A 23,764-nucleotide genomic window follows, 5' to 3' on the forward strand; every position below is an offset into this window, starting at 1 on the left:
GCCCGCCATCCCCATGGCCCCCCGGTCGCCCCGGGGCGGCGCCCCACCCCCGTGGTCGTGCGCTACGGCCGGGGAGGCCGGCCCCGGGGGGCCGCCGCCGGCCGCCCGGGGCACCCGGTCAGCGGATCCCCGCCTCCCGCAGCAGCAGCGCGGTCAGCGCCGCCGGGTCGGCCTCCCCCGCCGGCAGCCCCCGGGCCGCGAACCAGGTGGCCACCACCCGGACGTCGCGGGCCAGGAATTCCGGCCCCTGCGGGTTGGCCACCACGTCGACAACCTGCGGCAGGTCGATCAGCACCAGCCGCCCCGCGTGCACCAGCAGGTTGTACGGCGACAGGTCGCCGTGCGCGAGGCCGGCGCGGGCGAGCACCACCAGGGCGTCCACCATCTGGTCCCACAGGTCGCGCAGCTCAGCGGCCTCGGGCCGCAGCTGGGCCAGCCGGGGCGCGGCCAGCCCCTCGGCCGGGTCCCCGAGGAACTCCAGCATCAGCTCCGTGCCGCGCAGCTGCACCGGGTAGGGGACGGAGATCGTGCCGTACCGGGTGCCGATCTCCCAGAGTCGGGCCAGCGCGTCGAACTCGGCCGCCGCCCACTGGCCGGCGATCATCTGCCGGCCGAACGCGGTCCGCCCGGCCATCGCCCGGTTCTCCCGGGACCGGCGGACCCGGCGCCCCTCCAGATAGCCGGCGTCACGGTGGAAGAGCCGGTGCTGGGCGTCCCGGTAGCGCTTGACGGCCAGCAGGCAGGACCGATCGGTGCCGGGCACGGCCCGGCGCACCAGGTGGACGTCCGCCTCCTTGCCGGTCTTGAGCACACCGAGCTCGGTGTCCTTCGCAGCCAGTTCGGTGACCAGCCAGTCCGGGTGGGGCTGCGGGCCGTGCACGGCGTCGTCCCAGGAGGACCAGCGCTCCCCCGTGTCGGGGTCCGGCTCGTCGTCGGGGTCGGCGGGGGCGGGCTCGGGGGCCCGGCCGTGCTTCAGGAAGAGCGGTTCGTCGTCGTCGAAGCGGCGCTTGCCGCGGGTACGGCGCTCGCGCGCCGGAAGGTCGTGATCGCGCACTGCGGTGGTGATCCCTTGCTCGAGGCTGATGGAGGCAGGTGGAGGTGACCTGCGAAGACGGCCATGACCGACCCCCTCTCCTCGACCGGGCGCACGCCCGGGTGCACGATGCGCCGACCATGTTCACGGCCCGGCGGCGCCGGGTCAACCGAATTACCCGAGCCGCCCCGACCCGCTCCGTCAGGCCGGCAGCGACGAACGGGCGCGTCCCTGGTCGGGAAGGCGGTCGAGCAGCATGGAGTGGGCCGCCCGGGTGGCGGCGAGGGCCTCCGGCGCCAGCGCGACGACCAGCACGGCCTCGCCGGTGTCCGCGCCGCGCGCCAGCGGCCGGCCCTCCGGGTCGTAGACCGCGGCGCCACCGTTGAACCGCCACGGGTCCGCGCCGCCGACGGCGTTGGCGAACACCACGTACATCGTGTTGTCCAGCGCGCGGGCGGCGTAGTAGAGGTCGCGGCGGTGCTCGGAGCCGGCCAGGTAGCCGCTCGGGCACAGGTAGCCGTGCGCCCCGTCGGCCGCGGCGGCGCGGCCGTGCTCCGGGAAGCAGCCGTCGTAGCAGATGCCGAGCCCGAGCCGCCAGTCGTCGACGAGCAGGGTGGCGCCCCGGTCGCCGGGGCTGAACAGCTCGCGTTCGCCGCTCCAGAGCTGCTGCTTGTCGTACCCGACGCGGACCACGCCGGCCCGGTCGACCACCAGGGACGAGATGGTCCGCCGCCCGTCCGGGTGCCGGACCGCCGCGCCGACCACCACGGCGGCGCCGCCGTCGCGGGCGGCCTCGCGCAGCGGGTCCAGCCGAGGGTCGGCGACGGTCGCCGTGGCGTCGGCCGCGACGTCCGTGCCGACCGGGTCGGCCGCGAGCGTCGGCGGATGGTACGCGGGCAGGAAGAGCTCGGGCAGCACGGTCACCCGGGCACCCCGCTCCGTCGCCCGGCGGACCAGCCGGGCGGCGCTGGCCGCGTTGCCGGCCACGTCTCCGGGAACGGGTTCGGCCTGCACGGCCGCGACGGTCAGCGGGGCGGCGGGGACCGCGACGGCGGTGGGGAGTGGCATCACGCGCCGATCCTAGTGGGGCCGCGAAGGCCCGATGATCATTCGCCCGCCACAACAAGCCGTACGTACGGTTTGCGTTACCTGGGGTCACCTGACACGATCGACCCGTGCCCAGGGTAAGTCAGGACCAGCTCGACGCTCGCCGGCAGGAGATCCTCGCCGCCGCGCGGGCGTGTTTCGCGCGGCACGGCTACGAGGGCGCCACCGTGCGTCGACTCGAAGAGGCCACCCGGCTGTCCCGGGGCGCGATCTTCCACCACTTCCGCGACAAGGACTCGCTCTTCCTCGCGGTCGCGGAGGACGACGCCGCCGCCATGGTGGAGACGGTCGCCCGCAACGGCCTGGTCCAGGTGATGCGCGACCTGCTGGCCGGCGCGGTCTCCCCCGACACCACCGGCTGGCTCGGCAGCCAGTTGGAGGTCTCCCGCCGGCTGCGGACCGACCCGGCGTTCGCCAAGCGGTGGGCGGAGCGGTCGGCCGCTGTCGCCGAGGCGACCCGCGAGCGGCTGGCCCGCCAGCGGGAGGCGGGCGTGCTCCGCGAGGACGTGCCGATCGACGTGCTGGCCCAGTTCCTCGAACTGGCCTACGACGGCCTGGTGCTGCACCTGGCGATGGGGCGCCCCGCCGGCGACCTGGGCCCGGTGCTGGACCTGGTCGAGGAGGCGGTCCGCCGCCGCTGACCGGCCACCCCGGGCACGGAGCTGGCGCGGGTCGCCTCCCGGGACGTCCGGCGCTCGCGCGGCTCGCCTCCCCACGGCGTCCGGAGCCTCCACTGTTTACGTATCGGTCCGGTAACTCGCCCCTCGCGGCCGATCCGCCGTGGCGGGACTGCCCCACAATGGGGCCGCGATCCCCTCGCACGACAGGAGCAGCAGATGACTGTCCTCGCCGCACCGGGTGACACCTGGGGCATCCCCGGGCCCGTCTTCCTCCGGGTCTACCTCCTCGTCGCCGCCGTGGTCGTCGTCGGCGCCGTCGTCCACCGCGCCCGCGTCCTCGCCGGACCAGGGGCCGGCGTGGTCGGCCAGCTCGGCCCGCAGCAGGTCGCCTACCTCAACGGTGGGGAGCAACTGGCGATCTGGGCCGCCCTCTCCGGGCTGCGCAGCAGCGGAGCGATCGGCGTACGGCCGGACCGTCGACTGGCCACCGGGGGCCAGCTGCCGGCCGGGACCACGCCGCTGGACCAGGCGATCCATCTCGCTGCCGGCCGGCACGCCACCACCCGCGAGCTGCGCCGCGACGAGTGGGTACGCCGGGCGCTCGACCAGCTCCGGACCAGCCTGGAGCAGCGCGGGCTCGCGCTGACGCAGGCGCGCCGGAGGGCGCTGCGCGCGTGGTCGTTCCTGCTCACCCTCCTGCTGGCGGTCGGCATGTTCCGGATCATCGCGGGCCTGTCGAACGACCGCCCGGTGGGTTGGCTCGTGCTGAGCCAGATCCCGCTGGTCGTGGTGTCCGTCCTGCTGCACCGGGTGCCCTGGCGGACCCGCGCCGCCACCCGCGAGCTGCGCGGCCTGCGACAGCAGCACACCTACCTCGCGCCCGCGTCCGCCCCCGCCTACGCCACCTACGGCGCGGCGGGCGCCGCGATGGGGGTGGCGTTGTTCGGCACCGCGTCGTTGTGGGCGATGGACCCCGGCTTCGCCGAGCAGGCCGAGATCCAGCGGCAGGCGGCGAGCGGCGGTGGCGGCTCCTCCGGCGGCGGGGGCGGCAGCTCGTGCGGCGGCGGCGGGGGCGGCGGGGGCGGCTGCGGAGGCGGTTGCGGAGGCGGGTGCGGCGGATGACCGGCCCGCGCGGGGTGGGCATCGGCTGGCGACCGGAGATCGCCGGTTTCGTCGCCGACCTGCCCGGGCTGCGCTTCGTGGAAGTGGTCGCGGAGGGCGTCACCGCGACCGGGCCGCTGCCCGCCGGGCTCGCCGAGCTGTGCGAACGCGGCGTGACCGTCGTGCCGCACGGCGTGCGGCTCTCCCTCGGCGGCGCGGAGCCGGTCGACCCGGCCCGGGTCGCCCACCTGGCCGCGGTGGCGGAGCTGGTCGAGGCGCCACTGGTCAGCGAGCACATCGCGTTCGTCCGGGCCGGCGGCGTCGAGGCCGGCCACCTGCTGCCGCTGCCGCGCAGCCGCGAGGCGGTCGACGCGGTCTGCGCCAACGTCGCCCGCGCGCAGGCCGAGCTGCCGGCGCCGCTCGCGCTGGAGCCCATCGCCGCCCTGTTCGACTGGCCCGACGACGAGCTCCACGAGGCCGACTTCCTGACCGAGATCCTGGACCGCACCGGCGCGTTCCTGCTGCTCGACGTCGCCAACGTGTACGCCAACGCCCGCAACCGGGGCGGCGACCCGGTCGCGCTGCTCGACCGGCTGCCGCTGGAACGCATCGCCTACCTGCACGTGGCGGGCGGCGCCGACCACGGCGGCTTCTACCACGACACCCACACCGACCCGGTGCCCCCGGCGGTGCTCGACCTGCTGCGCGAGCTGTGCGCCCGGCACCGGCCGCCGGCGCTGCTGCTGGAACGCGACGGGCACTACCCGCCCGCGGCCACGCTCCGCGCCGAGCTGGACGCCCTCGCCGCCGCCTCCGGCTTCCCGACGGTCACGTGAACGGCGACCTGGCCGCCCGGCAGGCGGAACTGGTGGCGGCGCTGGTGGCCGGCGGCCCGCCCCCACCCGGCTTCGACCCGGCCGCGCTCGCCGCCGCCCGGGCCGCGCTGCTGCGCAAGCGGGCCGGGGACGTGGCCCGGCACTGGCCGCTGCTCGCCGCCGGCCTCGGCACGGACTGGCCGGCGACCTTCGCCCGGTGGGCGGCGGGGCGGCCGACCGCCGGCTCCCTGCGCGACGGCTGGGACCTGGCCCGTGACCTGCGCGACCGGGGCTCGCTGCCGCCGCTGGGCGCGGAGGAGCTCGCCGCCCGGGAGGCCACCGACCGCTACGACGGGCACGGGCCGCCGCGGCCTCGCCGCCTGCCGGGGTGGGGGCGCGCCGGCGGCGCCGTCGCGGTCCAGCTCGCCGGTCGGGTACGCCTGCTGCGCCCCGCGCGCCGCTGACCCGACCCACCGCCCCCGGCTGGCGCATCCGCCCGGGTACGGCAGGATCGACGGCATGGATCTCGGACTGACCGATCGGGTGTACGTACTGACCGGCGCCTCCCGCGGCCTGGGCTACGCGACCGCGGAGTGCCTCGTCGCCGACGGCGCCCGCGTGGTGCTCTCCGCCCGGGACGCCGACGCGGTGGCCGCCGCCGCCCAGCGCCTCGGCGGGCCGGAGCGGGCCGTCGGGCTGACCGCCGACCTCGCCGACCCGGAGACACCGGAGCGCCTGGTGGGGGCGGCCCGCGAGCACTTCGGGCGCCTCGACGGGGCGCTGGTCTCGGTGGGCGGGCCGCCGCCGGGCAGCGCCGCGTCGGTCACCGACGAGCAGTGGCGCCGTTCCTTCGAGACGGTCTTCCTGGGCACCGTCCGCACGGTGCGTACGGTCGCCGCCGCCCTGGGCGAGGGCGACGGCGGCGCGATCGGGCTGGTCCTGTCGACCTCGGCCCGTTCGCCGGTGCCCGGCCTGGGCATCTCCAACGGCCTGCGGCCCGGCCTGGTCGGAATGGCCAAGGACGTCGCCGACGAGTACGGGCCCCAGGGCGTACGGATGGTCGGCCTGCTGCCCGGGCGGATCATGACCGACCGCAACGTCGAGCTGTTCGCCGCCACGGGCGACCCCGGGCGGGCCCGCGCGGAGGCCGAGGCGGGCATCCCGCTGCGCCGCATCGGCGCGCCGGCGGAGTTCGGCCGGGTGGCCGCGTTCGTGCTCTCCCCCGCCGCGAGCTACCTCACCGGGGTCACCGTGCCGGTCGACGGTGGCGCGCTACGGAGCCTGTAGTGGTCCCGTCCCCCGGCGGACCGGCCAGGGCCGGGGGCACCGGCCGGGCTGGCCGCCCCGAACCGACACCCGGCCCCGGGGACGCCGCGCACCGGTATCCGCGGCCCACGCGGGAGGAACTCGCCGCGGCGGCGGACCGCACCATCCCCGATCTCGTCACGCCCGGGCTGGACGTGCTCTTCGTCGGGATCAACCCGGGCCTGTGGTCGGCCGCGACCGGGTGGCACTTCGCGCGGCCCGGCAACCGGTTCTGGCCGGCGCTGCACCGGGGCGGCTTCACGCCCCGGCTGCTGCACCCCGCCGAGCAGGACGAGCTGCCCGGCCTCGGGCTGGGCATCACCAACATCGTCGCGCGGGCCAGCGCCCGGGCCGACGAGCTGACCGCCGCCGAACTGGTCGAGGGGGCGGAGATCCTCACCGGCAAGGTCGAGCGGTACCGCCCCCGGTGGGTCGCCGTGGTCGGGGTGACCGCGTACCGGATCGGGTTCGCCCGGCCGAAGGCGGCGTTCGGCCCGCAGCCGGAGCCGCTCGCCGGCGCCCGGCTCTGGGTGCTGCCCAACCCCAGCGGCCTGAACGCGCACTTCACCCCCGAGACCCTCGGCGCGGCGTTCGGCGAGCTACGGGCGGCGGTCGTCGCCACCGGCTGAGGCGTCAGTTGGCCGCGGCCGGCGGCATCGCCTCGTCGGCGACGTAGGACCGCAGCGGCAGACTCACCGGCTCGGGGCCGGTCGCGTCCACGTACGGGGTGGGCGAGTCGGCGACCGCGAACTGGGTGCGGTAGAGCTCGGCGTAGAGCCCGCCCACGGCGACCAACTCCTCGTGCCGGCCCCGCTCGACGATCCGGCCGTCGTCGAGGACCAGGATCTGGTCGGCGTCGCGGACGGTGGAGAGCCGGTGCGCGATCACCAGCGCCGTACGCCCGGTCAGCGCCACCGACAGCGCCCGCTGCACCGCCGCCTCACTCTCCGAGTCGAGGTGCGCGGTCGCCTCGTCGAGGATCACGATCGACGGGGCCTTGAGCAGCAGCCGGGCGATGGCGATGCGCTGCTTCTCGCCGCCGGAGAAGCGGTAGCCGCGTTCGCCGACGGTGGTGTCCAGCCCGTCCGGCAGGGACCGCACCAGGTCGGCGACCTGCGCGCCGGCAAGCGCCGCCCAGATCTCGTCGTCGGTGGCGTCCGGCTTGGCGTAGCGCAGGTTCTCGGCGATGGTCTCGTGGAACAGGTGCGAATCCTGGGTCACCACGCCGATCTCGTCGCGCAGCGAGTCGAAGGTGGCGTCGCGGACGTCGACCCCGCCGACCAGCACCTGCCCGTCGGTGACGTCGTAGACCCGGGAGATCAGCATGGACAGCGTCGACTTGCCGGCGCCGGAGGGCCCGACCAGCGCCACCATCTGCCCCGGCTCGACGGCGAACGAGACGCCCTTGAGCACCGGCTCGTTGACCGTACGGTCCAGCGCGGCGACCTCCTCCAGCGAGGCCAGCGAGATCTCCGCGGCGCTGGGGTAACGGAACCGCACGTCGCGGAACTCGACCCGGCCGCTGCCCCGGGGCACCGCGACCGCGTCGGGCTTCTCCTCGATGGCCGGCTTCAGGTCGAGCACCTCGAAGACCCGGTCGAAGGAGACCAGCGCGCTCATCACGTCCACCCGGACGTTGGACAGCGCGGTCAGCGGGCCGTAGAGGCGGGTGAGCAGCAACGCGAGGGTGACCACGGTGCCGGCGCTGACGTTGCCGGTGACCGCGAGCCAGCCGCCGAGGCCGTAGGTGAGCGCCTGGGCCAGCGAGGCGACCAGCAGCATCGCGACGAAGAACGTCCGCGAGTACATCGCGGACTGGATGCCGATGTCGCGGACCCGCTCGGCCCGCCCGGCGAACCGGCGCGCCTCCACCTCGGGGCGGCCGAAGAGCTTCACCAGCAGCGCCCCCGAGACGCCGAAGCGCTCGGTCATCGTCGCGTTCATCTTCGCGTCGAGGTTGTAGGACTCCCGGGTGATCTCGGCGAGCCGCTTGCCGACCCGGCGGGCCGGGATGATGAAGACCGGCAGCAGCACCAGCGACAGCGCCGTGATCTGCCAGGAGAGGGTGAACATCACGGCGGCGGTGAGCACCAGCTGGATGACGTTGCTGACCACGCCGGACAGCGTCGACGTGAACGCCCGCTGGGCGCCGAGCACGTCGTTGTTGAGCCGGCTGACCAGAGCGCCGGTCTGGGTGCGGGTGAAGAACTGCAGCGGCATCCGCTGGACGTGGTCGTAGACCCGGGTGCGCAGGTCGAGGATGATGCCCTCGCCGATGCGGGCCGAATACCACCGCTGGGCCAGGGAGAGCAGCGCGTCGGCCACGGCGAGCGCGGCGATGACCAGGGCCAGCCGCACCACCAGGTCGCCGGCCCCCGAGCCACCCCGGCTGATCGCGTCGATCACGTCGCCGGCGAGCACCGGGGTGGCGACCCCGATGATCGCGGCCAATACCACGGTCACCAGGAAGACGACGATGTCGCGGCGGTAGGGCCGCGCGAAGGCCACGATCCGGCTGGCCACGCCGCGCTTGAGCCGGTGCGTGGAGATCTCGTCGCGGCTGCGCATCGACCGGAGCATGCTCCAACCGGCCATGCCGCCGCCGGACATCGGGTTGGACACGTTCACCTCCGGGTCGTCGGGTCGACCGCACCGTCAGGTCGATTCTCCCGACGACTCTGACAACCTCGGCCGTAACCCGGATCTTCCCGAACGGTCCTTACTATTCTCCCCGCCCGGCGAGATCGCGCAGCCGACGTGTCTGCGCCTCGCGCTCGGCCCGCTGCTGCTCTGCGGCGGACCGGCCGGCGGCACCGGCCAGCAGCGCCTTGATCTCCACCACCGCGTCCCGGTTGTTGGCCAGCAGACCCGCGGTCAGGTCGCGCACCGCGGCGTCGAGGTCGGCGTTCGGCACGACCAGGGTGGCCAGGCCGATCCGGTCCGCCTCGGCGGCGTCCATCCGCCGGCCGGTGGCGCAGATCTCCAGCGCGCGGGAGTAGCCGACGAGGTCGACCAGGCGCTTGGTGCCGGCGAGATCCGGCACCAGGCCGAGCGTCACCTCGGCCATGGAGAATTTCGCGTCCTCGGCGAGCACCCGCAGGTCACAGGCGAGCGCCAGCTGGAAGCCGGCGCCGATCGCGTGGCCCTGCACGGCGGCGACGGAGACGATGTCGGGCCGGTGCAACCAGGTGAAGCCGCCCTGCAACTCCGCGATGCGGTCCGCGCACTCCTGCTCGGGCAGGGTGGCGAGCTCGGCGAACGAGCCCGGCCCGGAGGCGCCGGCCACCGTCAGGTCGAGGCCGGCGGAGAACGCCCGCCCCTCGCCACGGACGACCACGACGCGGACGTCGCCGGGCAGGTCGCGCGCGAAGTCGCTCATCGCACGCCACATCGCCGGGGTCTGGGCGTTGAGCACGTCGGGCCGACACAACGTGACCGTCGCGACCGGCCCTTCGCATTCCAGCCGAACCCCGGTCGCCTCGGCGGTCACCGGACGACCCGGGGCGCGGTGCTGGTGGACGACGCTGGGGGGCGGGTCACGCCTTCTTGCGGCGCCGGGCGCCGCCGCGCTGCCGCAGCTGCACCCCGGACTCGGTGAGCACCCGGTGGATGAACCCGTAGGAACGGCCGGTCGAGGCCGCGAGCGCGCGGATGCTCTCACCCGAGGTGTACCGCTTTACCAGGTCCTTGGCGAGCGTCTGACGCTCGGCTCCGACGATCCGGCGACCCTTCTCAGTGCTGGTGGCTGTGCCAGTGGCTGCCATGCTGTGTCCTCACGTCCCAGACTGTGCGGTTCGGATACGGTCCCACCTATTAGACCGCCTCGAACGATCATGCGCCAGATATCAACTCTTCGCCAACCGACACGCTATGCGTTGTCATCTTCCCGATAGCGTGATACTCCCGACGGGACCGGGGTCGGCGCACCGTGCCCGCGCGGCGGCGACGGGCGCTCCGTACCCTGCCTGAGGTGACGGACCTCCTCGGCACTGCCGCCGGCGCGGCGGTGGTCTTCGCCGCCACCGACATCGACGACATCGTCGTCCTGACGCTGTTCTTCGTCGCCGCCCGCAGCACCGGCCGCCCCCGCACCTGGCAGATCGTGGCCGGGCAGTACCTGGGCATCGGCGCGCTGGCGCTGGCCAGCGCGGTGGTCGCGGCCGGGCTGCTGGTGGTGCCCGATCCGTGGACCGGGCTGCTCGGGCTGCTGCCGATCGCCCTCGGCGTGCGCGCGCTGCTCGACCGGGAAGCCGACGAGGCCCCGGCGGTGGTGGGCTCCACGCTCGGGGTGGCCGGGGTGACGATCGCCAACGGCGCGGACAACATCGCCGTCTACGTGCCGGTGTTCCGCGCCCTCGGGCCGGCCGACAGCGCGGTGTTCCTGCTGGTCTTCGTGGTGCTCGTCGCCCTGTGGTGCGCGGCGGGCGCCTGGCTAGGCGGCCACCCGCGGGTGACCGGTGTGGTCGAACGAGCCGGCCACTGGCTCGTCCCGGCCGTGTTCATCGCCATCGGCGTGGTCATCCTGGCCACCTCGGGCGTGCTCCCCCACCTGCTCGGCCTGGTGCGCTGACCGGGCCGGACGGGTCAGGCCAGCTCGACGAGTTCGAGCAGGTCGTCGCTCCAGGCGTCCTCGTCGCCGTCTGGGAGCAGGATGGCGCGGTCCGGCTTGAGCGCCATGACCGCGCCGGGGTCGTGGGTGACCAGCACGATCGCGCCCGGGTAGCGGGCGATGGCGTCGAGCACCTGCTCCCGGCTGACCGGGTCGAGGTTGTTCGTCGGCTCGTCGAGCAGCAGCACGTTCGCCCCGGAGCAGACCAGGGTGGCCAGCGCCAGCCGGGTCTTCTCGCCGCCGGAGAGCACCCCGGCCGGCTTGTCCACGTCGTCGCCGGAGAACAGGAACGCGCCGAGGATCTTCCGCAGGTCGGTGTCGGTCTGCTCGATGGCGGCGCTGCGCATGTGCTCCAGGACCGTGCGGTCCACGTCGAGCGTCTCGTGCTCCTGCGCGTAGTAGCCGAGCCGCAGGCCGTGGCCGGCGTGCACCTCGCCGGTGTCCGGCTCCAGCAGGCCGCCGAGCATCCGCAGCAGGGTGGTCTTGCCGGCGCCGTTGAGGCCGAGGATGGCCACCCGGGAGCCCCGGTCCACGGCCACGTTCACGTCGGTGAAGATCTCCAGCGAGCCGTACGACTTCGACAGGCCGGTCGCGGTGAGCGGGGTCTTGCCGCACGGGGCCGGGCTCGGGAAGCGCACCTTCGCCACCTTGTCGGCGACGCGCACCTCCTCCAGGCCGGCGATCAGCTTCTCGGCCCGCCGGGCCATGTTCTGCGCGGCGACGGTCTTGGTGGCCTTGGCCCGCATCTTGTCGGCCTGCGCCATCAGCGCGCCGGCCTTCTTCTCGGCGTTGGCCCGCTCCCGGCGGCGGCGCCGCTCGTCGGTCTCGCGGGCCTCCAGGTACGCCTTCCAGCCGAGGTTGTAGACGTCGACCACGGAGCGGGTGGCGTCGAGGAACCACACCTTGTTGACCACCGACTCCAGCAGCGAGCCGTCGTGGGAGATCACGATCAGGCCGCCCTTGTGGTTGGCGAGGAAGCCGCGCAGCCAGGTGATCGAGTCGGCGTCGAGGTGGTTGGTCGGCTCGTCGAGCAGCAGGATGCCGCCGCCGTTCTCGCCGGCGTCCCGGAACAGGATCCGGGCCAGCTCGATGCGGCGGCGCTGGCCGCCGGAGAGGGTGCCGATGGTCTGGGCGAGCGCCCGGTCCGGCAGCCCGAGGTTGGCGCAGATCCGGGCGGCCTCGGCCTCGGCGGCGTACCCGCCGAGGGAGGCGAACTGGTCCTCCAGCGCGCCGTAGCGGCGGACCAGCCGGTCGTCGGCGCCGTCGGCGAGCTTGGCCTCGATCTCCTTCATCTGGGCCATCAGCACGTCCAGGCCCCGGGCGGAGAGCACCCGGTCGCGGCCGGTGACCTCCAGGTCGCCGGTCCGCGGGTCCTGCGGGAGGTAGCCGATGGCGCTGCGCCGCTCGATCTGCCCGGCGTAGGGCTGCCCCTCGCCCGCGAGCACCTTGAGCGTGGTGGTCTTGCCGGCGCCGTTGCGGCCGACCAGGCCGATCCGGTCACCCGGCTGCACCCGCAGCGTGGTGTCGGACAGCAGGATCCGGGCGCCGGCACGAAGCTCCAGGCCGGTGGCAGTGATCATGTCGGAGGACTCGCTCTCGGGGTCTGGAAGGGCTGACTCAGGGCACGCGAAAGCGCCGGCGGGCACGAGGCCCGTCGGCGCGGGGCGGTTCAGCCTTCGCAGAGCAGCACGTGGCAAGTGTACCGGGCGTCGCCCGGCTACCCCTCCGGATTACCGACCAAGATCATCGGGTACCGAAACGCCGTCCGGACCCGGTCCGGTATCGCAACCACCAAAACGGATCAAAACGGTGATCGGGGTAGACATGGAGCTGAACGAGAACGCGCGGATCGACACCAGCCAGGTGGACGACCGGCGAGGATCCGGCGGGGGCGGCGGGCTGGGCGGCATTCCCATCCCGATCGGCGGCGGCCGGGGCGGCATCGTCGGCCTCGTCATCGCCGTGCTGGTCGCCCTCGTCGGCGGCGGCTTCGGCCTGAACGCCGCCACCAACGGCGGCGGGGACCCGCAGGGCGACAACACGTCGCTCGAGCAGAAGTGCTCGGCCGACGACGCGCTCCAGCAGCTCGACTGCCGCAACGCGCTCTACGTCAACTCCATCCAGGCGTACTGGCAGAAGGCGCTGCCCGAGGCGTTCGGCGAGCAGTACCGCCCGTCCCGGACGGTGTTCTTCAGCCAGGGCGTCAACACCGCCTGCGGGCAGGCCGACTCCGGCGTCGGCCCGTTCTACTGCCGCGCCGACGACCTGGTCTACATCGACCTCACCTTCTACCGGGTGCTCGCCCAGCAGCTCGGGGCCTCCGGCGAATTCGCCCAGCCGTACGTGCTCGCCCACGAGTACGGCCACCACGTGCAGGACCTGCTCGGCACCGAGGCCCAGATGCGCCGCCAGCAGCAGCGCGACCCGGACAACGCCAACGCGCTCTCGGTCAAGCTGGAGCTGCAGGCCGACTGCTACGCCGGCGCCTGGGCGAAGAACGCCACCGGCACCGCCGACTCCAGCGGCCAGAAGATCTTCACCAGCATCAGCGAGCAGGACATCCGGCAGGCCGTCGACACCGCCGAGAAGATCGGCGACGACGCCATCTCCGAACGGGCGAACCGGCCGGTGAACCCCGACGAGTTCACCCACGGCTCGTCCGAGCAGCGCAGGCAGTGGTTCACCCGCGGTTACGAGACCGGCGACCCGAAGTCCTGCGACACCTTCAGCGGGGCGGTGTGAGGTCAGCGGGCGGGGCGGCCGACCGCCTCCCCCGGACAGGCGTGGTACGGGCCCGGTCGTTGCGGAGACGGGGCCCGTACCGTGTGCGGCGTGGCAGCGGTGTTCAGACCCGCTGCCAGAGCGCCGGCACGTTGGGCGGCTCCCAACCCGGCTGCGCCGTGTGCCCCTGCAGGCAGCGGTAGGACACCCCGGCGTAGCTCACCGTCGCGCCGGCGGCGTACGCGGCGCCCGCCTGCCAGGTCGTCTCGCCGGGCGGGGTGCCGGTCGAGGTGGGCGTGGGGGTCGGCTCGGGGCCGCCGGTGGTGACCAGCGTCAGCCCGTACGCCGCCAGGATCGCGTTGACCGGCTGGAAGTACATCGTCCCGCCGGTGCTGCAGTTGCCGGAGCCGCCCGAGGTGACTCCCTGGGCCTGGCTGCCGGAGAGCCACGAACCGCCGGAGTCGCCCGGCTCGGCGCAGGCGTTGCTCCGGGTCAGCCCGGTCACCGTGCCCTCCGGGTAGGTCACCGAGGCGTTCTTCTGCTGGATGGTGCCGCAGCGCCACCCGGTGGTGGAACCGGACCGGCAGACCGCCGCCCCCACGGCGGCCTCGACGCTACCCGCCACCGCCACCGTCCCGCCCCGGTAGTCGTTCACCAGCCCGCGCGGGGTGTTCCCGGCGTCCACCTGCACCCAGGCGTAGTCCCGGCCGGGGAACGTGGAGCCGCGCACGGTGCCGCCCGGTTGCGAGGTGCGGGCCCCGGCCCGGCCGCAGTGTCCGGCGGTGACGAAACCGCCGTTCACCGAGAACCCGATCGAGCACCGGCTGCTGCCGGTGTAGTAGGCGTTGCCGCCGATCACGTCGGCGTACGGCTTCGGGTCCTCCGTGCTGGCCTGCACCCGCAGCACCCCGGCCGGCACCCCGGCGGCGGCGGCGAAGGACCGGGCCGCGGGCACCGCGCCGTCCCGGGCGAGCACCACGACGGCGTTGCCGGGAAGGTCGGCGTACCAGCCGACGACGGCGGGCGGCGCGGCGGTGGCCCTGCGGTTGAGCCGGTCGACCGCCCCGTCCAGGGCACGCTCGGTGTGCCTCACCGGGACCGGGACCGCGCCGAGGCCACGGACCGCGTCGGCGTCGGCGGCGCTGGTGACGCCGACCGACACCGTGGCGCCCGGCTCCGTGACCCAGGTGCCGCCGTAGCGGGCGCCGAGGGTGGCGCGCAGCACCTGCTGCACCCGAGCGGCCCGGTCGTCGACGTCGAGACGGGCACGGGCCTGGGCCGGGGTGAGCCGCAGGTCCCGTTGCAGGGCGGCGAACATCTCGGGGGCCACGCCGTCGGGAGCGTCGACCGGGGCGGCGGGCGCGCGGTCGGGATCGGCGCTGGCCTGGGCGGCCAGGGCCACGGTGAGCACCAGCGCGACGGCACTGAGGGTAGTTGCCGCCACGGTGGCTGTTCGTCGGAGCATGGGGGTCTCCTCGGGGTCAGGACGATGTGGAGGGTCGCAGCGACCGGGCGCGAGCAGGCACGCAGTGCCGCGTGGCAGCCGCCCTGCCGGCGCGCTACTGGAGAGGCAACAATTGTTGTTAACTCTGTTGCTATTACCGTAGGTTAGACATCCGATGCCGTCAATACAGGTGTCGATCGATCAGATCCGACCCTTGTCAGCACAGGGAGCTGCCTGTGTCCCCGTCGCGCCCGCCCGACCCGCCCGCCCGCCGGGCTCCGTCCGTCCGATCACGACCGGCCGCCGCCGGTCCACCGTCGGCGCTGCCCCGGCACGACCTGGCGGCGCCCGCCCCGGACGACGTGCCGTTCGCCGTCGGCACCTTCGACGAGATCGGGCCGCTGTCCCGCGCCGACTTTCCGCACCGGCACACCTTCTACGAGCTGGTGTACGTGACCCACGGCCGTGCCTCGCACGTCATCGACCTCGACGCCCATCCCGTCCGGCCGCCGCACCTGTTCGTCGTCACGCCCGGCCAGGTGCACCACTGGCAGGACCAGCGTGACCTGCGCGGACATGTGCTGCTCTGCGCGGCCGAGTTCCTGCTCACCTTCCCGGCGGACCGCGCCGCGCTGCACCGCTCGCGCCACCGCTCCTGGCGCCCCCGCGACGCCGCCCAGGCGGGGCGGATCGCCACCCTGCTGCGCTGGGCGACCGCCGAGTACCGCCGGGGCGGACCGGAGCGCGGTGGCACCCTGCGGGCCTACCTGCACCTCCTGCTCACCGAAGTGCTCCGGTCCCGCCCCACGGGGCCGGCCCCCGACCCGCCCCCCGAGACCACCACCCGCAACCGCCGGGCCGCCGCGATCGCCCGCCGCTTCGAGGAACTGCTCGCCGAGCCGGACCTCGTCGGCGAGCCGCCCCGCGCATACGCCCGCCGGATCGGGGTGTCGGTGCGCCACCTCAACGACGCGGTGCCCCTGGCCACCGGGACCACCCCCGCCCGGCTGATCCGCCGAGCCCGGGTGCTGGAGGCGAAACGACTGCTCGCCCGGACCGACCTCACCGTGGCCGCGATCGCCGACCGGCTCCGCTTCGCCGACCCCGCCTACTTCTGCCGGTTCTTCCGCCGCGAGGTCGGCGACTCCCCCGGCGCGTTCCGCCGGCACGGCGGAAAACACCACGACCACGCTCTCCCGCACATCGACGCACCCTGACGCCTGTCAATAGCGTCGGGTCGACAGCCGCGCCGACCCCCTGGACGATCCGCGAGTCCACGGTCGGCGAGGAGACCCCGGAGAGGAGCGCTTCATGAACGGTGCAGCCAGCGGCGAAGAGCCACCCGCCCCCCGTCCCCGTAGCGGTGTGACACGCAAGAACGTGTTGAGGGCGGCGGCCCTGGCCCTGCCCGCCCCGTTCCTCGCCGCCGGAATCGCGCAGGCCGTGGGCGCGGAGGCGGCCGCCTTGGGTTCGGCGCCGCCCCTCACGCCCTACTGCGACGACGGCGACGACCTGACGCCGGATCAGATGGAGGGCCCCTACTTCAAGCCGAACTCACCACGGCGTACCTCGCTCGTCGAGGCCGGCACGATCGGCACCCGGCTCACCGTCACCGGCCACGTCTTCGGGCTGGACTGCCGGCCGGTTCCCGACGTGCTGCTGGACTTCTGGCAGGCGGACGCCAACGGCGGCTACGACAACGCCGGCTACCGGCTGCGCGGGCACCAGTTCACCGACGCCTCGGGCGCGTACCGCCTCAGCACGATCCTGCCGGGGCTCTATCCGGGACGAACCCGGCACATCCACGTCAAGGCGCAGGCGCCGAACCGGCCGGTGCTCACCACCCAGCTGTACTTCCCCGGCGAACCTCGCAACAGCACCGACCCGATCTTCGACCCCGCCCTGCTGATGACGGTGCGGACGGTGGACGGCGGCCGCGAGGCCAGCTTCGACTTCGTCCTCAACGTGACCTCGGCCCCCACCCCCACCCCGACCGGCAGCGCACCCGGCGGGACCTGGGCGCCCGGCACCGCGTACCCGGCCGGCGCCCGGGTGACCTACGGCGGCGTCGCGTACCGCTGCCTCCAGGCACACACCGCCCAGCCCGGCTGGGAGCCGCCGCACACCCCGGCGCTCTGGGCCCGGGACTGACGCGGGACCGCGGACGCACCGGCGGCCCGGCCGCTCGTGGCCCGGACCGGGCACGAGCCGGCGACCCCGGTGCGGTGCCCGGGCACGAGCCGGCGGCCCCGGCGGAACGGCCCGCGCCCCGGTCCGACACCAGGGCGCGGGCCGACGACCCGGCGAACCGGCCCGAGGCGCGGCCCGCCGCACTCGCCGTCGCCGAGGATCAGGCCGTGGCGCGGAACGCGGCCACCCGCTCACCGAGCTGCTCCACCTGGTGCAGCCCGTCGCGGAGCAGGTCGAGGGCGTCCCCGGGCCGCCCCCACTGCTCCAGCAGGTCCGCCAGCAGCAGGACCACCGCGGCCAACTCCCGGCGCCGCCCGGCCGCCCGATAGCCGGCGGCCGCCGCCCGCAGGTGCCGCTCGGCGTCAACCTGCTCCCCGGCATCGGCCCGCAGCAGGCCGCGCACCCGGTCGGCGCGCGCCGCCACCACCGCGTCGCCGGCCGGATCGACGGCGTCGCACAGCAGCGCCGCCGCGCGCTCCGGCTGGCCCAGCGCGTGGTGGACCTCGGCCAGTTCCACCCCGACCTCCCGGGCCAGCGCCCGCTGCCCGGCGACCGTCAACGCCGTGTGCGCGGTCGCCAGGTCGGCGAGGGCACCCGCCAGGTCGCCGGCCGCCCGGCGCCCCTGCCCCCGGGCCCGGTGGCAGCACGCCAACTGCACCCCCATGGCGACCTGCCGGGCCGCCTGGCGGGCCTGCTCCGCGGCGACGCCGGCCTCCGCCGTCCGTCCCGAGGCGAGCAACGCGCCCGCGACCGTCAGGTGCATCCCCGCGACCCGCGCCGGCGCGGGCAGCACCGCCAGGGCCAGGGCCTGTCCGGCGGCCTCCGCCGCCGCCTCCTCGTCGCCGAGCGCGACGTGGCAGAGCACCAGCTCCGCGTGCAGGGTCAGCAGGGTCGACGGGTCCGGCCACCCGTCCCGCGCCAGCGCGTCCCGCGCCTCGGCGAGCAGGAAGCCGGCGTACCGGGGATCACCGGTGTGGCGCAGCACCGCGGCACGCCTGGCCGCCGCCTCGGCCCGGACGTGCGGCGGCGCCCCTGCCAGCAGCGCCTCCGCCCGGTCCACCTCGGCCGACGCGGCGTCGGGATCGTCGCGGAACAGCGCGACGCCGGCCAGACCGAGCCGGGCCCGGGCGGCCAGCACCGGCTCGTCCAGGTCGGCGGCGAGCGCCGCCACCTCCCGGCAGACGGCGGCCCTCTCGTCGGTGGACCCGGCCAGGTCCGCCCCGACCAGCCGGAGCCGCAGGCGCACCACCTCGGCCGGCGAGCGGCCGGTGGCCAGGTCCGCCGGAGTTACGCCGAGCCGCTCGGCGAAGTGGGCGACGGCATCGGCGGAGGGCATCCGGCGACCACCCTCCACGGCGGACACGTAGGCCGCGGTGTACCGGGGCTCGGCCAGGGCGCGCTGGGTGAGCCCTCGTGCCGTCCGCAGCCGCTGGAGACGTGCGCCCAGCTCCCCCACCGGGTCGCCCGCCACGACAGGCTCCGGCGGGCTCACGACAGGCGCTCCGCCGCACGCAGGCCACGACGCAGCACCGCGGTCGCCGCGTCGCGCTCCGCCCCGGCCAGCAACAGCTCGGCGAGATGGCGGCAGGTGATCACCACGTCCCCCATCAGGCCGGCCCGCTCGTACCGGTCGACGGCCCGCAGCAGCAGCCGCCGCGCCTGGTCGTGGTCGCCCTGCGCGGCCCGTACCAGCCCGCGCACCCGGTCGGCCTCGGCCATGATCTCCCGGTGGTCGCAGGCCGCCGCCGTCCGGGCGGCCTCCTCGGCCAGCGCACCCGCCTCGTCCAGGGCGCCCTCCCGCCGGCGCGCCTCGGCCAGTTCCAGCGTTGCTCCGGCGTGGTCGAGCACCGCGCCGACGGCGCCCAGCATCTCCCGGGCCCGCCGCAACTCCGGCCCCGCCTCCCCCGGCCGCCCGGCCCGCAGCAACACGTAGCCACGGGCCCAGTGGCACAGGGCGATCTCCCGGGTGAGCCCCAGCTCGGCGTAACGGCGGCCGGCCTCCCGCAGGTGCCGGTCCGCCTCGTCCAGCTCGCCATCGCGGCGCAGCTGCCCGGCGACGGCGTGGAACTGCGCCACCCACTCCTGGTTGGTCACCCGGTCGAGCAGGGCAGCCGCCTCCCGCTCCAGCCGCCGCGCCCGGTCCCGCCAGCTCAGTTCGAGGAACGTGTACATCAGGGCGTTGGTCAACCGCAGCTCGGCGTCGGCGTCCACCGGCGGCACCGCCCGCAGGGCCCGCAGGCCGCCCTCCAGGATCGCCACCGCCCGCGGCGCGTCCCCTGTGACCAGCAGGCAGTACGCCTGCCGGGCCAGCACCGCCGCGCGCAGCGGCGGGCACCCGTCGGGGAGCGCCGCCGCCAACTCGTCGTACCGGGCGGCGGCGTCCTCGGTCGACCCGCGGTGCAGTTGCGCCTCCGCCAGGTGGTACGCGGCCCACCCCGCCAGTTCGGGCAGTCGGTAGTGGTCCGCCCGACGGCGGATCCCGGTCAGCGCCCGCTCGGCGGCGTCCAACCGGCCGGCGGAGAGGTCCCGCCGGGCCGACGCCTGCTCGGCGGCGAGCCGGGTGGCGGCGTCGGCCGGTCGGCCGTACCGCAGGTCGTCCACCGGCAGCCCGAGCCGGTCCGCGAAGTAGGCCAGCGCCTCGGGGCTGGGCACCCGGACGCCCGACTCCACGGCGCCCAGGAACGCGCGCGTGTAACGGGAGCCGACGACCTGTTGCTGGGTCAGGCCTTGGGCGATGCGCAGCCGCCGGATCCGGTGGCCCAGGCTCTCCACGACCAGCTCGTCGCCGGGAGCACCGCCCCCGCCACCGACCACGACGACGTCGGCCGCGGCCGTCTCCGCCATCCCGGCTCCTTCCCGACCATCGCGCCCAGCCTAGTGCGTCCACCATTTCTCGACGCCGACCGATGTGGGACAGGTCCGCACCGGCGGCAGCCGTCCGCCCGTGAGACCCGGCTCGGCGGGGGCACGGACCTACGATGCGGAAAGCGGGATCACTGAGTTTCTCCGAGAGGGTCGCGGACCAGGATCCGGACCGCGCGGGCCGCCGCGATCGCGCCGACCAGCACGGCGTGCCGGGGCTCGGGCACGTCCAGCAGCCGCTCCGCGCGCAGCGCCGCCAGCGGGGCGAGCCGCCGGTCGGCCAGCACGGTGTCCACCGCCCGCCGGTCGCCGCCGCAGACCAGCGCGCTCAGCGTCGACGCCTCCGGCAACAGCAGCCGTACGGTTAGCTCGGTCGCGTCGCCCAGCGCCGCCTTCGCCTGGTTGTCGCGCCGCCGGGCGAAGCGCTGCTGGGACCACCCCCCGGCGGCGGTGCGGCCCTGCACGTACCGGGTGTCGACCTTCGACACCGTCAGCTCCTCGCCCACCGCGACGCCCACCGCCACCGCGCCCTTACGGACCAGCAGCAGGCCGATCCGGCGGGGCGTGGCCGCGGCGGCCACGAAACCGGGCACGTCCGGGGCGGCCGGCGCGCCGGGCGGGTTGTGCAGCTCGGCGGTCGCGCCGTCCGGGGCGGCGAGCAGCAAGCCGTGCCCCTGGACGGTGGTGGTGGGCGCGCCGTGCCGGTCGGCGAAGCCCTCGACCCAGCGGGCGACGCGGCCCGGGGCCACCTCGACCCACCGACCGCCACCTACTGCCGGCCTGCCGACCACGGCAACCTCCCCTGTGCTGGTCGCGTCGAGACGCGGATGGGTTCAGCCACGGAGCAGCCGCCACGTGGCCAGCGCGGTCTCGGCCGCGCCGGCCGGGGCCCGCGCCGCGGTCCAGTCGGCGATGACGCCCGTGAGGGCGCCGGCGAGGTAGGCGGCGTGGACGTCCACCGGCACGTCGTCGACGCCGGGGGGACGCGCCCGCGCCTCGAAACTCCTCCGCAGTTCCGCGGCCAGCCGGTCCCGCAGGCCCGCAGCGAAGCGGGCGCTGCCGTGCGGGGACAGCATCCGACGGTAGAGGACCGCGTTGGCGGCGACGGTGTCGAAGAGGTCGCGCAGCGGCTGCGGCGCCTCGTCGCGCGGAGCGTCCAGCGGGCAGAGCGCCGCGGCGCGCGCCACCTGGGCCGTCGCCTCCTCCATCGCGTCCGTGACGAGCGCGTCCAGGTCGGGAAAGTGGAGGTACGTGGTCGCGCGGTTGACCCCGGCCCGCTTGGCGACCTCGGCGATCGTGATGTCGCCCAGCTCCCGCTCGGCGGCCAGTTCCAGGACGGCGGCCCTGAGTCGGGCTCGCGTCCGTCGCGCCCGCGGATCGGAGGAGTTCACGGGGTCACTATACGACAGCCGTCGCTTACGCGACACGTGTCGTGTAACGTGCGGGGTATGCGGATCGAGGTGTGGGCAGACGTCGTCTGTGCGTGGGCGTACATCGGCAAGCGGCGGCTGGAACGGGCGCTGGCGTCCTGGGAGGGAGAACCGGTCGAGGTCGTCTGGCGGCCGTTCCGGATCGACCCCTCCGCCCCCGTCCCGGCCGAGCCGCTGGCGGACGTGCTGCGTGACCCGATGGTGGACGCCGCACTCCAGCGGTGCGCGCCGGACCTGACGCCCGGCGAGAACCGGGAACGCGTCGCCCAGATCGCGCTGGCCGAGGGGATCGGTCCACGCTGGGGCGCCGGCTGGCGGGCCAACAGCCACGACGCCCACCGCCTGATCGCCCTCGCCCACTCCGCCGGCGGTACGCGACTGCAGGACGCGGTGGCGGAAGAGGTGATGCGCGCGCACTTCGTCGACGCGCGGGACATCAGCCGCCCGGAGGTGCTGGCCGAGGTGGCCCGGAGGGCGGGCTTCCCCGAGGGGGGCGCGCTGCTGGCCGACGGCGGCGGCGAGGCCGTCGTCCGGGAGCTGGTCCTGCGGGGCAGGGCCGCGGGCGTGGCGACGTCACCGACGTTCGTCGCGAACGGGGTGGCACTGCGCGGCGCTCAGCCCCCGGAGGTGATCCGCGACTTCCTGTCCGGGGCCGCACGGGTCAGCCCCCGACAACTCCCCGAGGAGGTCGAACGCCTCCGCCACGCCGAGGCGCTGCTGGACCTGGGCGATCCCCTGGGCGCCCTCACCCTGCTCCAGCCCCTGCTCGACGCCCACGGCGACGACCGCGGCACCAGGCTGCTCGCCGCCCGGGCGTACTTCCACTCCGCCCAGCTCACCCGGGCCCTGCGGATGCTGGCGCCGCTCGCGGCGGCGGCGCCGGACGACTCGTACGTGCAGTTGCTGCTCGGGCGCACCCTTCAGCGACAGGGGGACGCCCGGCGCGCCGCCGTCCACCTGCGCCTGGCGGCGGCCATGTCCCCCGACTACGCCGCCTGACCCGGGGCACCGTCATCGGCGGCCCTCATCGGGGCAGCACCATGGCAATCGCCAGGGCCGCGATGAGGCCGCTGGAGACCAACGCCGTGACGCGCCGACCGCGTGGCCCGGCCAACGCCCGCCCGACGAGGGTGCCCCCACCGGCGATCAGCAACTGCCAGCTGGCCGAGGCGACGAAGGCCCCCGCCACGAAGAGCAGCGCCTCGGCCACGCCCGGGTCCGCGCCACCCTGCCGCCCGAGGACGAGGGCGGCGAAGTAGACCACCGTCGCCGGATTGAACAGGGTCAGCGCGAGCACGCCGGCGAAGGCCCGGGCCGGGGTGTCCAGGCCCCGGCGGGCCTCGGCGGGGACCGCCGGCGCGGTGCGGGGGCGCAGGGCACGCCAGGCGCCGTGGCCGGCGAGGGCGAGCAGCACGACCGCGGCGACCAGCCGCAGCGGCCCGGCGACCGGGGCGACCAGGCCGGCGACCGCGGCCCCGCCGAGGGCCGCCGCGGCGGCGTAGAGCCCGTCCGCGGCGGCCACTCCGAGCGCGGCGGCGGCGCCGACCCGGAACGACGTGCGGGCGCTGAGACCGAGGATGAGGATCGCGATCGCACCGACCGGGACGGCGACGCCGTAGCCGGCGACCAGACCGGCCAGGAACGCGCCGGTCACGACGGCCGGCGGCGGGCCGAGACGCGACCGGGCACCGTCCGCTGTCGCCGCGCGGCGGTGGCCGCGGCAACGGGGATGCTCAGCACCGGGTACGTCTCGATCACGCCCCGATCCTGCCTCCCCACCCCACCCGCCGCCACCCATTTCCCGGCGCGTCGTCGGCTGACGAACGCCGGCCGTGGGCGTCAGGCCAGCCGGTGCGCCGCGACCGTGTTCGAGCAGTCGGCGATGGTGGTGGGCTCCGACACGTTGAGGGCGTCCAACCGGGACCACCCGTTGACTCCGGTGGTGGTGTTACGGAGGTAGATCCAGAGCGCGTTGGTGTAGGTGGCGCAGTGGACGTCGATCCCCTGACTCGGGTAACCGAGTCCGCGACTGCCGCAGTCGATGTGTGGATAGGCCCGGATGTTGGTCCCGTTCCCGAACGAGATGGCGCCCCCGCTGTACAGATCCGGGTGGGTGCCGTGCCCGCTGCAGTGCGCGCTGGCCGGGCTGGCGGGCAACAACGCCAGCGCCGAGCCACCCGTGACGAGCGCCAGCGCGGACGCGATGGAGAGCAACCGAGATCGCATGTGCCGTCTCCTTCAGATAGATGGTTACAACTATCGATAGAGGATGGCACGCGGATCGCACCGTGGTGTCGGCTCCGCCCGAACGCGGCAGCATGGAAGAGAATGCCGTCCCCGCACGCCCGGGGTCGTCCGCAGATGTGGGGCGCCCTCGCCGTCGTCGGCGGGCTGGTCGCCGTTGTCCGTCGACAGGAACGCGTCGAGCGCGCCGCCCGGGAGGGGCGGCGCGCGCGACGGGGGACCCACGCGGGGCCGGGGCAGACGTTGAAGCCGGGGGTGCGGGGGTGGGGGCGTCCCGCGGCGG

General features: G+C 75.3%; 25 protein-coding genes. 12 read left to right on the top strand and 13 right to left on the bottom strand.

All coding sequences use genetic code 11. The annotated features are described in order from the left end of the window. Positions 1–118 precede the first annotated feature (118 nt). Entirely contained in the window at positions 119–1,054 is a 936-nt protein-coding gene (locus ABZ793_RS32140) for an RIO1 family regulatory kinase/ATPase (RefSeq protein WP_357464290.1), read from the bottom strand. A 180-nt stretch (positions 1,055–1,234) separates the two neighbouring features. Then, positions 1,235–2,101 carry a carbon-nitrogen hydrolase family protein gene (locus ABZ793_RS32145; RefSeq protein WP_357464292.1) on the bottom strand — a complete coding sequence of 289 codons (867 nt, stop codon included), beginning with the start codon at positions 2,099–2,101 and terminating at the stop codon, positions 1,235–1,237. A gap of 107 nt (positions 2,102–2,208) precedes the next feature. On the opposite strand from ABZ793_RS32145, the gene ABZ793_RS32150 reads away from it, so the two are divergent. From ABZ793_RS32150 to mug, 6 genes are all read left to right on the top strand, one after another. Further along, positions 2,209–2,781, top strand: coding sequence for a helix-turn-helix domain-containing protein (locus ABZ793_RS32150; RefSeq protein WP_350685345.1), 573 nt, complete (start codon positions 2,209–2,211; stop codon positions 2,779–2,781). Positions 2,782–2,976: 195 nt separating this feature from the next. Then, positions 2,977–3,882: a TIGR04222 domain-containing membrane protein gene (locus tag ABZ793_RS32155; RefSeq protein ID WP_357464294.1), complete on the top strand. Its 906-nt coding sequence runs from the start codon at positions 2,977–2,979 to the stop codon at positions 3,880–3,882. Further along, positions 3,879–4,697, top strand: a complete 819-nt coding sequence (locus tag ABZ793_RS32160) for a DUF692 domain-containing protein (protein WP_357464296.1) — start codon at positions 3,879–3,881, stop codon at positions 4,695–4,697. Before ABZ793_RS32155 ends, ABZ793_RS32160 begins: the two co-directional genes overlap by 4 nt. After that, entirely contained in the window at positions 4,694–5,140 is a 447-nt protein-coding gene (locus tag ABZ793_RS32165) for a hypothetical protein (protein WP_357464298.1), read from the top strand. The genes ABZ793_RS32160 and ABZ793_RS32165 overlap by 4 nt, the downstream gene beginning before the upstream one ends. Positions 5,141–5,195: 55 nt before the next feature. Continuing rightward, the gene (locus ABZ793_RS32170; RefSeq protein WP_357464300.1) at positions 5,196–5,963 is read left to right on the top strand and encodes an SDR family oxidoreductase; all 768 of its coding nucleotides are present in this window, start codon (positions 5,196–5,198) and stop codon (positions 5,961–5,963) included. Next, positions 5,963–6,610: a G/U mismatch-specific DNA glycosylase gene (mug, locus tag ABZ793_RS32175; RefSeq protein ID WP_357464302.1), complete on the top strand. Its 648-nt coding sequence runs from the start codon at positions 5,963–5,965 to the stop codon at positions 6,608–6,610. Before ABZ793_RS32170 ends, mug begins: the two co-directional genes overlap by 1 nt. A 4-nt stretch (positions 6,611–6,614) precedes the next feature. Here the strand turns inward: mug and ABZ793_RS32180 are convergent, their stop codons facing one another. The 3 genes from ABZ793_RS32180 to ABZ793_RS32190 all read right to left on the bottom strand — a co-directional run bounded on the left by ABZ793_RS32180 (position 6,615) and on the right by ABZ793_RS32190 (position 9,745). After that, complete coding sequence (locus tag ABZ793_RS32180) at positions 6,615–8,591, bottom strand: ABC transporter ATP-binding protein (protein ID WP_357464329.1); 1,977 nt, start codon at positions 8,589–8,591, stop codon at positions 6,615–6,617. 112 nt (positions 8,592–8,703) lie between these two features. Beyond that, entirely contained in the window at positions 8,704–9,471 is a 768-nt protein-coding gene (locus ABZ793_RS32185) for an enoyl-CoA hydratase/isomerase family protein (protein ID WP_357464305.1), read from the bottom strand. 46 nt (positions 9,472–9,517) lie between these two features. Next, entirely contained in the window at positions 9,518–9,745 is a 228-nt protein-coding gene (locus ABZ793_RS32190; RefSeq protein WP_007462679.1) for a helix-turn-helix domain-containing protein, read from the bottom strand. A gap of 197 nt (positions 9,746–9,942) precedes the next feature. Here ABZ793_RS32190 and ABZ793_RS32195 point away from each other — a divergent pair, with 197 nt between their 5' ends. Continuing rightward, the gene (locus ABZ793_RS32195) at positions 9,943–10,551 is read left to right on the top strand and encodes a cadmium resistance transporter (RefSeq protein WP_357464331.1); all 609 of its coding nucleotides are present in this window, start codon (positions 9,943–9,945) and stop codon (positions 10,549–10,551) included. Between the two features lie 14 nt (positions 10,552–10,565). On the opposite strand, the gene ABZ793_RS32200 is transcribed toward ABZ793_RS32195, so the two are convergent. Next, on the bottom strand, positions 10,566–12,170 hold the full coding sequence (locus tag ABZ793_RS32200; RefSeq protein ID WP_350709103.1) for an ABC-F family ATP-binding cassette domain-containing protein: 1,605 nt from the start codon (positions 12,168–12,170) through the stop codon (positions 10,566–10,568). Between the two features lie 244 nt (positions 12,171–12,414). Between ABZ793_RS32200 and ABZ793_RS32205 the strand changes: the two genes are divergently transcribed. Further along, entirely contained in the window at positions 12,415–13,332 is a 918-nt protein-coding gene (locus tag ABZ793_RS32205) for a neutral zinc metallopeptidase (RefSeq protein ID WP_357464333.1), read from the top strand. 103 nt (positions 13,333–13,435) lie between these two features. Here the strand turns inward: ABZ793_RS32205 and ABZ793_RS32210 are convergent, their stop codons facing one another. Further along, positions 13,436–14,776, bottom strand: a complete 1,341-nt coding sequence (locus tag ABZ793_RS32210; RefSeq protein WP_357464307.1) for a carbohydrate-binding protein — start codon at positions 14,774–14,776, stop codon at positions 13,436–13,438. Positions 14,777–14,991: 215 nt separating this feature from the next. Between ABZ793_RS32210 and ABZ793_RS32215 the strand changes: the two genes are divergently transcribed. Continuing rightward, positions 14,992–15,972, top strand: coding sequence for a helix-turn-helix domain-containing protein (locus ABZ793_RS32215; protein WP_357464309.1), 981 nt, complete (start codon positions 14,992–14,994; stop codon positions 15,970–15,972). A gap of 148 nt (positions 15,973–16,120) precedes the next feature. Further along, positions 16,121–16,906: a carbohydrate-binding protein gene (locus tag ABZ793_RS32220; protein WP_357464311.1), complete on the top strand. Its 786-nt coding sequence runs from the start codon at positions 16,121–16,123 to the stop codon at positions 16,904–16,906. A gap of 199 nt (positions 16,907–17,105) precedes the next feature. Here ABZ793_RS32220 and ABZ793_RS32225 read toward each other — a convergent pair whose 3' ends face one another. The 4 genes from ABZ793_RS32225 to ABZ793_RS32240 form a co-directional block, all read right to left on the bottom strand. Then, complete coding sequence (locus ABZ793_RS32225; protein WP_357464313.1) at positions 17,106–18,437, bottom strand: helix-turn-helix transcriptional regulator; 1,332 nt, start codon at positions 18,435–18,437, stop codon at positions 17,106–17,108. After that, positions 18,434–19,789, bottom strand: coding sequence for a helix-turn-helix transcriptional regulator (locus tag ABZ793_RS32230; RefSeq protein ID WP_357464315.1), 1,356 nt, complete (start codon positions 19,787–19,789; stop codon positions 18,434–18,436). The genes ABZ793_RS32225 and ABZ793_RS32230 overlap by 4 nt, the downstream gene beginning before the upstream one ends. Before the next feature lie 149 nt (positions 19,790–19,938). Further along, positions 19,939–20,598 carry an acVLRF1 family peptidyl-tRNA hydrolase gene (locus ABZ793_RS32235; RefSeq protein WP_357464317.1) on the bottom strand — a complete coding sequence of 220 codons (660 nt, stop codon included), beginning with the start codon at positions 20,596–20,598 and terminating at the stop codon, positions 19,939–19,941. A gap of 42 nt (positions 20,599–20,640) precedes the next feature. After that, positions 20,641–21,198 (bottom strand): TetR/AcrR family transcriptional regulator, encoded by a 558-nt coding sequence (locus tag ABZ793_RS32240; protein WP_357464319.1) that lies wholly within the window; start codon positions 21,196–21,198, stop codon positions 20,641–20,643. Positions 21,199–21,255: 57 nt separating this feature from the next. Between ABZ793_RS32240 and ABZ793_RS32245 the strand changes: the two genes are divergently transcribed. Next, positions 21,256–22,236: a DsbA family protein gene (locus tag ABZ793_RS32245; protein ID WP_357464321.1), complete on the top strand. Its 981-nt coding sequence runs from the start codon at positions 21,256–21,258 to the stop codon at positions 22,234–22,236. 25 nt (positions 22,237–22,261) lie between these two features. On the opposite strand, the gene ABZ793_RS32250 is transcribed toward ABZ793_RS32245, so the two are convergent. Both ABZ793_RS32250 and ABZ793_RS32255 read right to left on the bottom strand, forming a co-directional pair. Continuing rightward, positions 22,262–22,891 (bottom strand): LysE family transporter, encoded by a 630-nt coding sequence (locus tag ABZ793_RS32250; protein WP_357464323.1) that lies wholly within the window; start codon positions 22,889–22,891, stop codon positions 22,262–22,264. Between the two features lie 185 nt (positions 22,892–23,076). Next, positions 23,077–23,463, bottom strand: a complete 387-nt coding sequence (locus tag ABZ793_RS32255) for a hypothetical protein (protein ID WP_357464325.1) — start codon at positions 23,461–23,463, stop codon at positions 23,077–23,079. Between the two features lie 102 nt (positions 23,464–23,565). On the opposite strand from ABZ793_RS32255, the gene ABZ793_RS32260 reads away from it, so the two are divergent. Then, positions 23,566–23,764: hypothetical protein (locus tag ABZ793_RS32260; RefSeq protein ID WP_357464327.1), on the top strand; the 199-nt coding region annotated here is incomplete at its 3' end.

It is taken from the genome of Micromonospora sp. NPDC047465, from assembly GCF_040643125.1.
In the GTDB taxonomy this organism is placed as follows: Bacteria; Actinomycetota; Actinomycetes; order Mycobacteriales; family Micromonosporaceae; genus Micromonospora.

What these genes read in the sequence shown, in the direction of transcription:
- ABZ793_RS32200 (WP_350709103.1), bottom strand. Translation starts at nt 12,170, where the DNA reads ATGATCACTGCCACCGGCCTGGAGCTTCGTGCCGGCGCCCGGATCCTG.
- ABZ793_RS32155 (WP_357464294.1), top strand. Translation starts at nt 2,977, where the DNA reads ATGACTGTCCTCGCCGCACCGGGTGACACCTGGGGCATCCCCGGGCCC.
- ABZ793_RS32230 (WP_357464315.1), bottom strand. Translation starts at nt 19,789, where the DNA reads ATGGCGGAGACGGCCGCGGCCGACGTCGTCGTGGTCGGTGGCGGGGGC.
- ABZ793_RS32180 (WP_357464329.1), bottom strand. Translation starts at nt 8,591, where the DNA reads ATGTCCGGCGGCGGCATGGCCGGTTGGAGCATGCTCCGGTCGATGCGC.
- ABZ793_RS32245 (WP_357464321.1), top strand. Translation starts at nt 21,256, where the DNA reads ATGCGGATCGAGGTGTGGGCAGACGTCGTCTGTGCGTGGGCGTACATC.
- ABZ793_RS32145 (WP_357464292.1), bottom strand. Translation starts at nt 2,101, where the DNA reads ATGCCACTCCCCACCGCCGTCGCGGTCCCCGCCGCCCCGCTGACCGTC.
- ABZ793_RS32205 (WP_357464333.1), top strand. Translation starts at nt 12,415, where the DNA reads ATGGAGCTGAACGAGAACGCGCGGATCGACACCAGCCAGGTGGACGAC.
- ABZ793_RS32170 (WP_357464300.1), top strand. Translation starts at nt 5,196, where the DNA reads ATGGATCTCGGACTGACCGATCGGGTGTACGTACTGACCGGCGCCTCC.
- ABZ793_RS32190 (WP_007462679.1), bottom strand. Translation starts at nt 9,745, where the DNA reads ATGGCAGCCACTGGCACAGCCACCAGCACTGAGAAGGGTCGCCGGATC.
- ABZ793_RS32255 (WP_357464325.1), bottom strand. Translation starts at nt 23,463, where the DNA reads ATGCGATCTCGGTTGCTCTCCATCGCGTCCGCGCTGGCGCTCGTCACG.
- ABZ793_RS32160 (WP_357464296.1), top strand. Translation starts at nt 3,879, where the DNA reads ATGACCGGCCCGCGCGGGGTGGGCATCGGCTGGCGACCGGAGATCGCC.
- ABZ793_RS32210 (WP_357464307.1), bottom strand. Translation starts at nt 14,776, where the DNA reads ATGCTCCGACGAACAGCCACCGTGGCGGCAACTACCCTCAGTGCCGTC.